Here is an 11,959-nt window from a genome sequence, read left to right on the forward strand (position 1 = left end):
CCCCCCCGGCACACACGCCGGCGGCGCCGGTGCCAAGAACAAGCACCGGCGCCGCCGAAGGGGCCCACCCGGGAATCAGAAGACCGGAGTACCGTCCCGCGTCAGCTTCCAGTCCACGGAGGCGAAGTCCTTCGGGTCCAGCACGCCCTTCGCCGTCACCCACTCCGCGATCCGGGTACGGATCTCCGTCGACTCCGACCACAGCTCCTTCGCCGAAGCCACGTACGGGAACGCGCCACCGCCGTTGGCACGGTAGTTGTTCACCGCCAGCACGAACTGCTGCGCGTCGTCCAGCGCCGCGCCGGCGAACGTCAGATTCCTGATCCGCGAACCCGCCGGCTGCGCCACGTCGATGTCGTACGACAGCCCCGACACGTAGTCGTAGTTGTAGTCCGGACGGCCGCCCGCGTTCGTCAGCTTCTCCACGTCGACAGCCGCGCCCGACGCCGTCTGCACGTAGTACCCCGCCGAGTACTCCAGGTACGCCCGCACCTGCGCGCCCGTCATCAGCTTCGCGACCAGCGTGTTGTCGTACACGTACAGACTCGACAGGTCCCGGATCGTCACATCGCCGGCCGGGATCTCGGACGTCCGGGAGAACGGCGACGCCTGCGCGATCACCGGCAGCGAGGCGTACTCGGTGCCCGCCAGCGCCGCCTTCACCACGTCCTCCTGGACCTTGGTGATCAGATCGATGATCGGGGCGTCCTTGTAACGGGCCTCCACGGTCGTCAGCGTCTCGGTCGCCCGGCCCACCACCTGGTTGACGTACGCCACGACCTTGTCGTGCTCGTCCTTCAGCAGCCTGGTGATCCGCGGGTCGTCCGCCACCGTCTTCGAGTCACGCAGCGAAGCGGAGACCGACTCCACCTCCCACCTGCCCTTGTCGAACGCCAGCTCGATGTCGAAGACGCTCAGCCGCTCCGCGTAGCACAGCGGCTCCGACAGCACGACCGTCCGGCCCGACTTCTCGTTGACGACCTTCAGCTCCGGAATCTCCAGATGCGCGTGCCCCACCAGGATCGCGTCGATCCCCGGCACCTGCCGCGCCACGTTCGCCGCCGCGTCCTCCACGTACGGCAGCTGGTCGCCGTACGACGAGTTCCCCGACGTGCCCGAGTGCGCCGACACCACGACCACGTCCGCGCCCATCGCCCGCAGCTTCGGCACCCACTTCGCGGCCTGTTCCTCCAGACCCGGGAACGCAAGCTTGCCCTGCACGTACGCCTTGTCCCAGATCGCGATGCCCGGGTTGGTCAGACCCAGCACCGCGACCTTCACCGGCGGAGCGCCCGGCACGTGGAACTTCTTGACGAAGTAGGGCGGGAAGGCCGGCTTCAGCGTCTTCGCGTCGACCGCGTTGGCGCCCAGCAGCGGGAAGTCGAGCTGGTCCTCGAACTTCCGCAGCGTCTCGATGCCGTAGTTGAACTCGTGGTTGCCGAGCGCCGCCGCGTCGTACCCGATCGCGTTCATCGCCTGCGCCATCGGATGCACCGGACCGCCCTCGGCGGTGATCGGGTCCACCTTCGCGTAGTAGTACGTCAGCGGAGTGCCCTGGATCGTGTCACCCGCGTCCAGCAGCAGCGTGTTGGAGCGGCCCTTCTCCTTGCGGATCCCCTCGACCAGCGTCGAGACGCGAGCCAGGCCCTGCGCGTTGCCCGCCTTGTCGGAGTACTCCGCGTCCTTGAAGTAGTCCCAGTTGAAGACGTGGCCGTGCAGGTCCGTGGTGCCCATGACGGTCAGGGAGTACCGCTTCACCTGCTTCCCCGTGCCCTTCGCCTCGGCGGCCTCGGCCGCCGGAGCCGCCGCCGCACCGGCGATCGCCACCCCCGCCCCGGTCGCGGCGGACTTCTTCAGGAACTTCCGGCGGTTCAACGGCATCTCTCGGTCTCCTCGGGGAAACAGTCAACAACGCGCGTAGATTCTGACCCGGACGTGACCGGAGACAACAGGTCCAAGAGGTTTCGATCTGGTGACCTCAAGCCCCAACTACGGCCATGGAAGCGGAAAGCGCGTGACACAGTGGGACGTATGACTCAACCGGCGGCCCCACCCCACGGCACCCCCGACGCCCCCCTCCTCGTCGTCCACGGCGAAGCCGAGATCGACGCCGAACCGGAGATCGCCCGCATCGCCGTCACCGTCAACGCCCGCGGCCGCGACCGCCGCACCACCCTCGACGACCTCACCCGCCGCAACACCGCCGCCCTCGACCTCGTCAAGTCCTACGCCGACGCCGTCGCACACGTGTCCACCGGCGCCGTCACCATCACCCCCGAGCTCGACCCCCACGGCCACGGCGAACGCATACACAGCCACCACGGCCGGGTCCACCTCACCGCCGAACTCACCGACTTCACCGCCCTGGCGGAACTCATCACCCGACTGGCCGACTTGGAACTCACCCGGATCGACGGCCCCTGGTGGTCCCTGCGCCCCGACTCGCCCGTGCCCGCCCAGGCCCGCCGCGACGCCGTCGGCGAAGCCCTCCGGCGGGCCCGCGAATACGCCGACGCCCTCGGCACCACCCTCGCCGCACTCGTCGAACTCGCCGACACCGGCGCCGACCGCGCGCGCCCCGCCCGCACCCCGTTCGAGCGCGGCGCACGCCGGGCCGCACTCGCCCATCCGGACGAACCCGCCGCACCCCTCGACCTCGAACCCCCGCGACTGCGCGTCACCGCCCAGGTCAGCGCCCGGTTCGCCATGCTGCCCCCACGACTGTGAAGGCCGAAAACACACGACGTAAAGACTTCGCTCAAAGGAGCGGGCCGTCGCACAATTCAACACTTGTCAATAACCCTTAACCCAACGGTTGTTGGGTAGTCATGAACCCCGGATTCACTACCAGCGGGTAAGGCCTAGGCTCGAATCATGCGCCGAGCAAAGATCGTCTGTACTCTGGGCCCCGCCACCGACTCGTACGACCAGATCAAAGCACTCGTCGAAGCCGGAATGGACGTCGCCCGCTTCAACCTCAGCCACGGCACCCAGACCGAGCACGAGGTGCGATACCAGCACGTACGAAAAGCCGCCGACGAAACCGGCCGCAGCGTCGGCATCCTCGCCGACCTTCAAGGCCCGAAGATCCGCCTCGGCCGATTCAGCGAAGGCCCCGTACTCCTTGAACGCGGCGACACCTTCACCATCACCGTCCAGGAAGGCGTCGAAGGCGACCGCCACACCTGCGGCACCACCTACGCCGGCCTCGCCGCCGACGTCACCCCCGGCGAACGCATCCTCGTCGACGACGGCAAGGTCAGCCTCGAAGTCACCGCGGTCGACGGCCCCGAAGTCCACACCCGAGTGGCCGAAGGCGGCATCATCTCCGACCACAAGGGCCTCAACCTCCCCGGCGTCGCCGTCTCCGTACCCGCCCTCTCCAAGAAGGACGAGGACGACCTGCGCTGGGCACTGCGCACCGGCTTCGACGCCGTCGCCCTATCCTTCGTCCGCAGCGGCCGGGACGCCCACGACGTCCACCGCATCATGGACGAGGAAGGCCGCCGCCTCCCCGTCATCGCCAAGGTCGAGAAACCCCAGGCCGTCGAGAACATCGACGACATCGTCGCCGCCTTCGACGGCATCATGGTCGCCCGCGGCGACCTCGGCGTCGAAATGCCCCTCGAACAGGTCCCCATCGTCCAGAAGCGCGCCATCAAACTCGCCCGGCGCAACGCCAAACCCGTCATCGTCGCCACCCAGATGCTCGACTCGATGATCGACAACTCCCGCCCCACCCGCGCCGAGGCCTCCGACGTCGCCAACGCCGTCATCGACGGCACCGACGCCGTGATGCTCTCCGGCGAGACCAGCGTCGGCAAATACCCCGTCGAGACCGTGCGCACCATGGCCAAGATCGTGACCGCCGCCGAGGAGGACATCCTCGCCAAGGGGCTGCCGCCGCTCACCGAACGCAACAAGCCCCGCACCCAGGGCGGAGCCGTCGCCCGCGCCGCGGCCGAGATGGGCGACTTCCTCGGCGCGAAGTTCCTCGTGGCCTTCACCCAGTCCGGCGACACCGCCCGCCGGCTCTCCCGCTACCGCTCGCCGATCCCCCTGCTGGCCTTCACCCCGGAACCGGCCACCCGCTCCCAGCTCAGCCTCACCTGGGGCGCGGAGACCTTCCTCGGCCCGGAGGCCGACTCCACCGACGCCATGGTCGCCCAGGTGGACGAACTGCTGCTGCGGTACGGCCGCTGCGAGAAGGGCGACGTCGTGGTCATCACCGCCGGCTCACCGCCCGGCGTCCCCGGCGCCACCAACATGGTCCGCGTCCACCACATCGGCGAGGACGACAGCCCCAAGTAGCGGCGGCTCAGTGCTTGGGGCCCACGTGGGCGTCCATGAGGGCCACGGAGGCTTTTCGGGCGACGGAGATGTTCCGGTTGTTCGCCCGTCTCCATTCCACGTGGACCCGCTCCAGGGCATCGGTGAAAAGCCGCACGATGTCCTCGGACAAATTGGTGAAGAAGTAGCGCGGGTACTCGTAGCGCTTGCGCTCACCGTCGACCAGTCTGGTCGTCCAGTTGGTGACACGGCAGCCGTCGGAGTGGATGAGTCCCCGGATGAACTCCCAGGGATGAGCGTCGACCATGTCCTGTTGCCAGGCCGCGAGGGCGATCGGCCGTTCGTGCTTCTTGCCGGGGCCGTGCTGGGGGAACAGGGCGGGCCAGTGCGGGTGGTAGCTGGTCACCATCGCGCAGCCCTGTTTCCGGACCATGTGGACGCGTACGCCGGGGCGTACGCGTGTGATGGCATCGCCGCACATCCGCATGAGCCCGGGCCAGGCGTCGGCGCACGCGATCCTGAGGTAGTAGCCGCCGCGCGGGTGCGGGCTGATGCACCCGTCGCCGAGGTAGAGGCCCAACAGGTACGCGTATGCGCCGGTGTCGGAAGGCGGCCCGGGCGGAGGGGACATACGGCGCAGCGGTTCGAGGCGGTCCTGCCATGAGCGGATCGCTGCACGGGAGGCACCGGTCTCGCGGCTCACCGAATTGAGGCTGCGGCCCTGGGCGACCAGGGCGAGGGCTCGCTTGCGCGTGCTGATGTCGTACATGCGGCCACTCTGTGACGGGGGTCGCGGCGACATGCGGGGAAGAACGGAGATTCACGAGAACGCGGAGATCCGCATTTCAATGACGACCTTCAGATCGAAGGAAAAGTGCCCCGGGTCGGACTCGAACCGACACTGTATGGGTTTTGAATCCATCGCCTGCTGCCAATTGGGCTACCGGGGCCCGGTGAATCGAAGGTTGACCTCGACCCGCTGCCTGACCACCTTACCGCAGCTAGGTAGGCTCTTGTCAGCAGTACCGACCTGCCTCGCAGCAAGGAGCCCGCGTGACCGCCCCCGAGTCGCCCCAGCCCGTTGACGTGCCCGACGACGACAAGTCGCACGTGCCTCCGCTGACGACCCGTGTCGTCATCGCCGAGGACGAGGCCCTGATCCGGCTCGACCTCAAAGAGATGCTGGAGGAGGAGGGCTACACCGTCGTCGGCGAGGCCGGGGACGGCGAGCAGGCGGTGGAGCTCGCCCGCGAGCACCGCCCGGACCTGGTGATCCTGGACGTGAAGATGCCCAAGCTCGACGGCATCTCCGCGGCCGAGAAGATCGCCGAGGAGTCCATCGCCCCGGTCCTGATGCTCACCGCGTTCTCGCAGCGCGACCTGGTGGAGCGGGCCCGCGACGCCGGCGCCATGGCCTACCTGGTGAAGCCGTTCAGCAAGAGCGACGTCGTCCCGGCGATCGAGATGGCGGTGTCCCGCTTCACCGAGCTGCGGGAGCTGGAGAAGGAGGTCGCGGACCTCACCCAGCGGCTGGAGACCCGCAAGCTGGTGGACCGCGCGAAGTCCGTCCTGCAGACGGAGTACGGGCTGACCGAGCCGGCCGCGTTCCGCTGGATCCAGAAGACGTCGATGGACCGGCGTCTGTCGATGCAGCAGGTCGCCGAGGCGGTCATCGCGGACAACGAGGAGAAGAAGGCCTCGAAGAAGAGCTGACCCCCGGCCGCACGGGACGAGGCCCGCGCCCCGGAGAAGGGGGCGCGGGCCTCGTCGTGTCCGGCGTCCGCGGCGGTCAGTCCTCGCCGAGGTACGCCTTGCGCACGGACTCGTCGTGCAGCAGGTCGCGGCCGGTGCCGGAGAGGACGATGTTGCCGACCTCCATGACGTGACCCTGGTCGGCGAGCGAGAGCGCCGCCTGGGCGTTCTGCTCGACCAGCAGGATCGTCGTGCCCTGCGACTTCAGCTCGGCGATGGTCGCCATGATCTTCTGCATCATGATCGGCGACAGACCCATCGAGGGCTCGTCCAGCATCAGCAGCTTGGGCTGGGACATCAGCGCCCGGCCCATCGCCAGCATCTGCTGCTCACCGCCGGAGAGGGTGCCGGCGGCCTGCTTCCTGCGCTCCCCGAGGATGGGGAAGAGGTCGTAGGCGCGCTGGATGTCCTTCTCGACGCCCGGCTTGTCGCTGCGCAGGAACGCGCCGAGGCGCAGGTTGTCCTCGATGGTCATGCGCGGGAAGATATGCCGCCCCTCGGGGGAGTGGGCGAGCCCCAGCGACACCACCTGGTGCGCGGGGATCTTCTTCAGCGACCTGCCGTTGAACCGGATCTGCCCGCCGACCGGCTTGAGCAGACCGGAGAGCGTGCGCAGGGTGGTCGTCTTGCCGGCGCCGTTGGTGCCGATGAGGGTGACCACCTGGCCGGCCTCGACCTTGAAGGAGATGCCCTTGACGGCCTCGATCTTGCCGTAGGCGACCCGCAGGTCCTCTACTTCGAGCAGTGCGGTCATCGGTCGTTCTCCTTGCCGGGCGCGGCGTCCGTCGTGGTGTCGGCGTCCGTCGTGGTCGCGGTGTCCGCCGCGGCCCCGGCCTGCGCCTCGGCCGCCTCGACCTCGGCGGCCTCCTCGTCGCCGGGAGCCTCCTCGAACGGCTCGCCGAGGTAGGCGGCGACGACCCGCTCGTCGCCCTGGACGGTCGCGCTGTCGCCCTCGATCAGCTTCTCGCCCTGCACGAGCACGGCCACCCGGTCGCACAGGTTCATGATGAAGCGCATGTCGTGCTCGATGACGAGGACGGCGATGCCCATGTCCCGGATGGCGAAGACCAGTTCCTCGGTGGCCCGGGTCTCCTGCGGGTTCATGCCGGCCGTCGGCTCGTCGAGGAGCAGCAGACCGGGCTCGCTGGCCAGCGCGCGGGCGATCTCCAGCTTGCGCTGCTCGCCGTAGGGGAGGTTGCGGGCCAGGTGCTCGGCCTTCTTCTCCAGACCCACGAACGCCAGCAGCTCCATGGCCCGCTCGCGGGAGGCCTTCTCCGCGCGGTGGAAGCCCGGACCGCGCAGCAGCGCGGACCACAGGCCCTCCTTGGTGCGGGTGTGCCGGCCGACGAGCACGTTCTCCAGGACCGTCATGTTGGCGAACAGGCGGATGTTCTGGAAGGTGCGGGCGATGCCGGCCGCGGTGACCTTGAAGGACTTCGGCGGCAGGACGTCGCCCTTGTAGCGGACCTCGCCCTCGGTGGGCACGTACAGGCCCGTCAGGCAGTTGAAGAAGGTGGTCTTGCCGGCGCCGTTGGGGCCGATCAGACCGACGATCTCGCCGCTGTTGACGGTGAGGTCGACGCCCCGCACGGCGGTCAGGCCGCCGAAGCGCATCGTGACGCCTCGGGCGTCGAGCACGACCTCGCCGGGTGCGGACGCGCCGGGTGCGGCGTCCTGGGTGGTGGTGTCGGTGGTCATGGTGTTCAGGCCCCTGCCTTGCTGAGGACGGCGGGCGCTTCGGTCTCTTCGTGGAATTCGAGCTGGCGGCGCCGGTTGGGGATGAGGCCCTCGGGGCGGAAGCGCATCAGCAGGACGAGCGCGACACCGAAGGCGAACAGCTGGTAGTCGCCCAGGAACTGGAGCTTGGCCGGGATCAGGTACAGCAGCGAGGCGCCGACCAGCGGGCCGGAGATGGTGCCCATGCCGCCGAGCACCACCGCGGCGAGCAGGAACGCCGAGTTGGGCGGCACCACGTGGGCGAACTGGTACTGCTCCGGGGTCACCGTGTAGGTGACGTGGGCCTGGACGGAACCGGCGAGGCCGGCCATGCAGGCGCCCAGGGCGAAGGCGATGAGCTTGACCCGGAAGCCGTTGATGCCCATGGCGAGCGCCGCCGTCTCGTCTTCGCGGATGGCGATCCAGGCGCGGCCGATGCGGGAGTCGCTGCTGCGCCGGAACACCACCACGACGATGAGCGTGATGAGCAGCATCAGCAGGAAGTAGTTCGCGAACCGGCCGACGGTGGCGCCGAAGAGCTGGTGCTCCTGACCGAAGTCGAAGCCGAGGATGTTCAGGTTCGGGATCGAGGAGATGCCGTTGGAGCCGTTGGTGACGTCCGGGCCCGAGGTGCCGTCCATGTTGAGGACGGTGATGCGGAAGATCTCACCGAAGCCAAGCGTCACGATGGCGAGGTAGTCGCCGCGCAGCCGCAGGGTGGGGGCGCCGATCAGGACGCCGAACACCATGGCGACGGCGGCGCCGCACAGCGCCGAGGCCCAGAACGGCATGTTGACGTGCAGCGGCGAGGACGACGAGCCGGAGACGAGGGCCGCGGTGTAGGCGCCGACACCGAGGAAGGCGACGTAACCGAGGTCGAGCAGGCCGGCGAGGCCGACGACGATGTTCAGGCCGAGTGCGACGGTGGCGAAGATCAGGATGTAGACGCCGATCGTCGCGTACTGGTCGTCGGACTGGGTGAAGGGGAAGGCGGCCGCGGCGAGGAAGGCGCCGGTCATGGTGATGTTGCGGTGCCGTGCGGTGATCGCCGAGACCCGGGCCACGAGCCCGGCCTTGGCGAGCGCGCCGAAGCCGAAACCGGCGGTGATCAGGAAGCCGATGAACAGCTCGTCGTACTCGGTGCCGATGCCGTAGGTGAAGACCAGCAGGCCGAGCGCCATGGCAGCGACGATGACGAGGATCTCGGCGTAGGCGGGCAGCTTCCGGGCCGGGGCCGGGGCCTCGGCGGCGAAGGCCGCCTTGAAGGTGCTCCAGTCCTGGCGGCGGGCGTGCCGGAACTTCTCCCAGGAGGAGTCGTCGGGGTCGATGGGATCCGGGGCCGGCCGCTCGAACGGCAGGGCCAGGGCGCCGACCAGGGCGGCCAGCGTGGCGACGGCGACGACGTAGCCGCCGGGCTCCAGGTTGACCACACCGCCGAGCTTCACGCTGATGGCGATGACGGTGTACCAGGCGGTGGTGAAGGTGCCGAGCGCGGCCGTCTTCACGGCGCTGTCGGCGCTGCCGGGGGTGAGCCAGGCGAGGCCCTTGACGCCGTAGGAGGCGAGGCCGAACAGGGTGGTGAGGACGCCGCCGATCAGGACGAGGACCTGCAGGCCGCCCGGGTAGCCGTAGACGGTGAGGTCGCCGGGGAACTCGGAGGTCCAGGTCCAGGCGAGGAAGGTGGAGACGATCGTCAGGGCGCCGCCGCCGGTGGCGAGGGCCCGGCCGAACGCGGTGGGCAGGCCGATGAGGCCGGTCCGCACGGCCGCGGGAGTGCTCGCGGTCTCCGGGGTCTCCGGGGTCTCGGATGCGGTGGTCTGTGTGGTCATCGGTGTCACGCCCTGTCCGCGACGCGCTCGCCGAGCAGGCCCTGTGGCCTGAACAGCAGCACGAGGATGAGGAGTACGAACGCCCAGACGTCTGCCCAGGACTGGCTGCCGAACTTGTCCATGCCGGGGATGTCCGCGATGTAGGCGGTGGACAGGGCCTCGGCGACACCGAGGACGAGGCCGCCGAGCATGGCGCCGTAGATGTTGCCGATACCGCCGAGGACGGCCGCGGTGAACGCCTTCAGACCGAGGATGAAGCCCATGCGGAAGTCGATCTGACCGTACTTCAGGCCGTAGGCCACCGAACCGACGGCGGCGAAGGCGGCGCCCAGGGCGAACGCGATCACGATGATGCGGTCGGTGTTGACGCCCATCAGCTTCGCGGTGTCCGGGTCCTGCGCGGTGGCCTGCATGCCGCGGCCGGTGCGGGTCCGCATCACGAAGTAGGCGAGGATCCCCATGCTGATCGGTGCCGCGGCGACCAGGAAGACGTCACCGGTCTGGATGGTGACATTGCCGATCTCGAAGGGGCCGCCCGGGATGCTCGGGAAGGTACGGGCGGACTTGGCGCCCGGGTACCAGGCCCACACGGCCTGCTGCAGGGCCAGCGAGAGGCCGATGGCGGTGATGAGCGGCGCGAGGCGCGGGGCGGTGCGCAGCGGGCGGTATGCGAACCGTTCCGCCCCGACGGCGACCGTGACGGCGACGAGGACGGCCCCGACGAGCATCAGCGGCAGGGCCACCCACATGGAGGTGCCGTCGGGAAGGATGTACGCGTAGACCGTGAGCGCGCCGAACGCGCCGGTCATGAATATCTCGCCGTGGGCGAAGTTGATGAGCTGGACAATGCCATAGACCATCGTGTAGCCGATGGCGACCAGCCCGTACATGGATCCTAGTAGCAGGCCGTTGACCAGCTGCTGCGGCAGTTCGTTCACCGCATGTCCTCCGAGACGTTCGGAAAGTTCGACGGATGAAGCCGGATGCGAGTCCGCGCGGGGCGCCAGTGGAACAGCGCCCCGCGCGGCTCAGGTGATGCGGGTGTGTGTGGGTCAGCTGCCGTTGTAGGTGCCGGACTCCACGGCCTTCCACGCACCGCCCGTGACGGAGTACACGGTCAGCTGCTTGTTGGTCGCGTCACCGTACTCGTCGAAGGAGACCTTGCCGGTCACACCGTCGAAGGAGACGTTCTGCATCGCGGCGGTGACCTTCGCGCGGGCGTCGGACGGCAGCTTGCCGCCGTTGTCGTCGACGACCTTCTTCACGGCCTCGATGATCGACCACGCCGAGTCGTAGGAGTAGCCGCCGTACGCCGCGTACGCCTCCTTGTAGCCCGCCGCCTTGTAGTTGTCGACGAACTCCTTGGCGGAGTCGAGCGTCTCCACCGGCGCGCCGACCGAGGTGGCCAGGTCACCGGTGCCGGAGGCGCCGGCCAGCTTGATGAAGTCGTCGGCGTAGATGCCGTCACCGCCGACCAGCGGGACCTTCGCGCCGGCGGCCTTGATCTGCTTGCTCAGCGGACCGGCCTGCGGGTACTCGCCACCGTAGTAGACGACCTGTGCGCCGGAGTTCTTCACCTTGGTGGCGACCGCGGAGAAGTCCTTGGTGTCGGGGTTGATGTGCTCGGTGCCGACGATCTTGCCGCCGAGCTTCTTGAACTCGTCGGTGAACGTCCCGGCCAGGCCGGCGCCGTAGGTCTTCTTGTCGTCGATGACGAAGGCCTTGGTCTTCTTGGCCTTGTTGAAGACGTACTGGGCGGCGAACGGGCCCTGGATGGCGTCCGTGGTCGCGGTACGGAAGTAAGACTTGTACTGGCGCGTCTTCGACTTCCGCCAGTCCGGGCCCTGGGTCAGGTCCGGGCTGGTGTTCGCCGGGGAGACCTCGACCAGCTTCGCGTCGTCGAAGACCTTCTGCATCGACTGGGCCACGGAGGAGTTCAGCGGGCCGACGACGCCGAGGACGTCCTTCTGGCCGACGAAGCCGGTGGCGTTCGTCTGGCCGGAGGAGGGCTGCGCCTGGTCGTCCTTCGCCTCGATCTTGAAGGTGACGCCCTTGACGTAGTTCTTCTTGTTGGCCTGCTTGGCCGCCAGGTCCACGGAGTTCCTGATACCCAGGCCGAGCGCGGACAGGTCGCCGGTCAGCGGGGCGTCGACGCCGATGACGACGGTGGTGCCACCACCGTTGCCGGAGTCCGAGCCCTTGTCGCCGCTGTCGCGCGAGCCGCAGGCGGTGAGGGTGAGCGCTCCCGCCGCCAGGGCGGCGGTGATGGCGATGAGCGAACGTTGACGCACGATCAGTCCTTTCCCCAGGACGGCCGCTTCCCCGTGGAGGCGGTCGAGCCGCTGCGCCAGGCCGAAGAGGGAATCCAGCGG

At 68.8% G+C, this 11,959-nt stretch carries 10 protein-coding genes and 1 tRNA gene; 3 read left to right on the plus strand and 8 right to left on the minus strand.

What is annotated here, in order from left to right; genetic code table 11:
- Positions 1–75: 75 nt before the first annotated feature.
- On the minus strand, positions 76–1,881 hold the full coding sequence (locus ACFQ9Z_RS26055) for a bifunctional metallophosphatase/5'-nucleotidase (RefSeq protein WP_383023220.1): 1,806 nt from the start codon (positions 1,879–1,881) through the stop codon (positions 76–78).
- Positions 1,882–2,031: 150 nt separating this feature from the next.
- On the opposite strand from ACFQ9Z_RS26055, the gene ACFQ9Z_RS26060 reads away from it, so the two are divergent.
- Complete coding sequence (locus tag ACFQ9Z_RS26060; protein WP_383023222.1) at positions 2,032–2,727, plus strand: SIMPL domain-containing protein; 696 nt, start codon at positions 2,032–2,034, stop codon at positions 2,725–2,727.
- Positions 2,728–2,874: 147 nt separating this feature from the next.
- On the plus strand, positions 2,875–4,311 hold the full coding sequence (gene pyk / locus ACFQ9Z_RS26065) for a pyruvate kinase (RefSeq protein ID WP_383023224.1): 1,437 nt from the start codon (positions 2,875–2,877) through the stop codon (positions 4,309–4,311).
- A gap of 7 nt (positions 4,312–4,318) precedes the next feature.
- Here pyk and ACFQ9Z_RS26070 read toward each other — a convergent pair whose 3' ends face one another.
- Together ACFQ9Z_RS26070 and ACFQ9Z_RS26075 are read right to left on the minus strand one after the other, a co-directional pair.
- Positions 4,319–5,059: a helix-turn-helix domain-containing protein gene (locus ACFQ9Z_RS26070; RefSeq protein WP_383023227.1), complete on the minus strand. Its 741-nt coding sequence runs from the start codon at positions 5,057–5,059 to the stop codon at positions 4,319–4,321.
- A gap of 106 nt (positions 5,060–5,165) precedes the next feature.
- Positions 5,166–5,240, minus strand: a tRNA-Leu gene (locus ACFQ9Z_RS26075).
- A 103-nt stretch (positions 5,241–5,343) separates the two neighbouring features.
- On the opposite strand from ACFQ9Z_RS26075, the gene ACFQ9Z_RS26080 reads away from it, so the two are divergent.
- Positions 5,344–6,003, plus strand: coding sequence for a response regulator (locus ACFQ9Z_RS26080; RefSeq protein WP_360671968.1), 660 nt, complete (start codon positions 5,344–5,346; stop codon positions 6,001–6,003).
- Positions 6,004–6,079: 76 nt separating this feature from the next.
- Here the strand turns inward: ACFQ9Z_RS26080 and ACFQ9Z_RS26085 are convergent, their stop codons facing one another.
- The 5 genes from ACFQ9Z_RS26085 to ACFQ9Z_RS26105 all read right to left on the minus strand — a co-directional run bounded on the left by ACFQ9Z_RS26085 (position 6,080) and on the right by ACFQ9Z_RS26105 (position 11,878).
- Entirely contained in the window at positions 6,080–6,796 is a 717-nt protein-coding gene (locus ACFQ9Z_RS26085; RefSeq protein ID WP_383023229.1) for an ABC transporter ATP-binding protein, read from the minus strand.
- On the minus strand, positions 6,793–7,740 hold the full coding sequence (locus tag ACFQ9Z_RS26090; RefSeq protein ID WP_143636296.1) for an ABC transporter ATP-binding protein: 948 nt from the start codon (positions 7,738–7,740) through the stop codon (positions 6,793–6,795). Before ACFQ9Z_RS26090 ends, ACFQ9Z_RS26085 begins: the two co-directional genes overlap by 4 nt.
- A 5-nt stretch (positions 7,741–7,745) precedes the next feature.
- Positions 7,746–9,587, minus strand: coding sequence for a branched-chain amino acid ABC transporter permease (locus ACFQ9Z_RS26095; protein ID WP_383023234.1), 1,842 nt, complete (start codon positions 9,585–9,587; stop codon positions 7,746–7,748).
- A 5-nt stretch (positions 9,588–9,592) separates the two neighbouring features.
- Positions 9,593–10,525 (minus strand): branched-chain amino acid ABC transporter permease, encoded by a 933-nt coding sequence (locus tag ACFQ9Z_RS26100; RefSeq protein WP_143636292.1) that lies wholly within the window; start codon positions 10,523–10,525, stop codon positions 9,593–9,595.
- A 114-nt stretch (positions 10,526–10,639) separates the two neighbouring features.
- Complete coding sequence (locus tag ACFQ9Z_RS26105; protein WP_383023237.1) at positions 10,640–11,878, minus strand: branched-chain amino acid ABC transporter substrate-binding protein; 1,239 nt, start codon at positions 11,876–11,878, stop codon at positions 10,640–10,642.
- Between the last annotated feature and the right edge of the window lie 81 nt (positions 11,879–11,959).

It is taken from the genome of Streptomyces sp. NPDC056580 (assembly GCF_042793175.1).
In the GTDB taxonomy this organism is placed as follows: Bacteria; Actinomycetota; Actinomycetes; order Streptomycetales; family Streptomycetaceae; genus Streptomyces.

Bases quoted from the DNA above. Each gene is read 5' to 3' on its own strand.
- ACFQ9Z_RS26090 (WP_143636296.1), bottom strand. From the start codon at position 7,740: ATGACCACCGACACCACCACCCAGGACGCCGCACCCGGCGCGTCCGCA.
- ACFQ9Z_RS26085 (WP_383023229.1), bottom strand. From the start codon at position 6,796: ATGACCGCACTGCTCGAAGTAGAGGACCTGCGGGTCGCCTACGGCAAG.
- ACFQ9Z_RS26095 (WP_383023234.1), bottom strand. From the start codon at position 9,587: ATGACCACACAGACCACCGCATCCGAGACCCCGGAGACCCCGGAGACC.
- ACFQ9Z_RS26060 (WP_383023222.1), top strand. From the start codon at position 2,032: ATGACTCAACCGGCGGCCCCACCCCACGGCACCCCCGACGCCCCCCTC.
- pyk (WP_383023224.1), top strand. From the start codon at position 2,875: ATGCGCCGAGCAAAGATCGTCTGTACTCTGGGCCCCGCCACCGACTCG.
- ACFQ9Z_RS26070 (WP_383023227.1), bottom strand. From the start codon at position 5,059: ATGTACGACATCAGCACGCGCAAGCGAGCCCTCGCCCTGGTCGCCCAG.
- ACFQ9Z_RS26055 (WP_383023220.1), bottom strand. From the start codon at position 1,881: ATGCCGTTGAACCGCCGGAAGTTCCTGAAGAAGTCCGCCGCGACCGGG.